This window comes from Vibrio sp. A11 (genome assembly GCF_013048705.1).
Taxonomy (GTDB): Bacteria; Pseudomonadota; Gammaproteobacteria; order Enterobacterales; family Vibrionaceae; genus Vibrio; species Vibrio metschnikovii.
Genome location: NZ_VHSI01000057.1, coordinates 1 through 1,016, shown reverse-complemented (window position 1 = coordinate 1,016; position 1,016 = coordinate 1). Strand labels below are relative to the sequence as shown.

Annotated in this window: 1 protein-coding gene; it reads right to left on the bottom strand. The window is 43.8% G+C overall.

What is annotated here, in order from left to right; translation table 11 throughout:
* Positions 1 to 14 precede the first annotated feature (14 nt).
* Positions 15 to 914 (bottom strand): IS982 family transposase, encoded by a 900-nt coding sequence (locus FKQ60_RS17260; RefSeq protein WP_113620543.1) that lies wholly within the window; start codon positions 912 to 914, stop codon positions 15 to 17.
* Positions 915 to 1,016 lie beyond the last annotated feature (102 nt).

Genomic DNA, 1,016 nt, shown 5'->3' with positions numbered 1-1,016 from the left:
AACCTGAGATCTGGTTAAGCCAGAACTAAGCAATTACTCTCTAACAGCTCAAACTCTTGAGCTGTTAGATCTAGACTGGGCTTTTTATCCCTCAAGCAGTACGCGATTAATCCGCCCAACAGATTCAGGATAAAACCATGCATACTTCGATGGCGAGAATGCTCGATATACGAAATGTTCTTCAACTGGTCATTCACTGTCTCGATAATAAAACGTTTTTTCAGTAACGCTCGGTCCCATAAAGAGATAAATTTCTTCTTCATGTTCTTACGAACCGTGGTAATGAGTTCAACGCCCTTATCCAGAAGCTCACCTGTTAAAGCTTTGCTGATATAGCCTTTATCACCGTACAGTTTCCCCCAGATTGTATCAGCCATCTCTGGTACTGGCTTCCTGTCATCTTCATTGCCTTTAGTCAATTTGAGGGCGACAAGCTCGCCTAGGTGATTGATGATCAGATGAAGTTTGAAGCCGAAAGACCAGCCCATCGTCCCCTTTCCATGGCAGGCAACACCTTCAAACACTTTATTTCTTTTGGCTCGAATGATGTGGCAAACCTCAATCTTGGTCGAGTCTACAAACTGGATACCCGTAGGCTTACCTAGCTTTGATGTCAGATAACTGCACATTGGCACGACTACGCTAGCCGTCATACCAAGGAATCTCGTGTAACTTAAAAGGTTTGGAAAGTATTTGGTCAGATTACGGCACACATAGAGCAAATAGTAGCTCTTGAAATCTCGATAGTGGGATTGGTGAAAGTGAATAAGGATGGTCATTATCTCAGCTGGAGATAGCTTACAGGCCCTACGGCGCTTGAGTTCACCGACTTCGATGAGTTGCTGTTGCCACTGCTCAATAAACAACTGACAGAAATCATCGACATCACAGAAGGTTTCAATTAATTTGTCCATGCTCTTTCCTTGGAGGTATCTGTTCCTTTTGGTCGAATGATCAGATCGGGGAACGAGCAATTAGTTCCTCTGCCAGCTCAGTTTCTTATCCAGAGTTCAGGT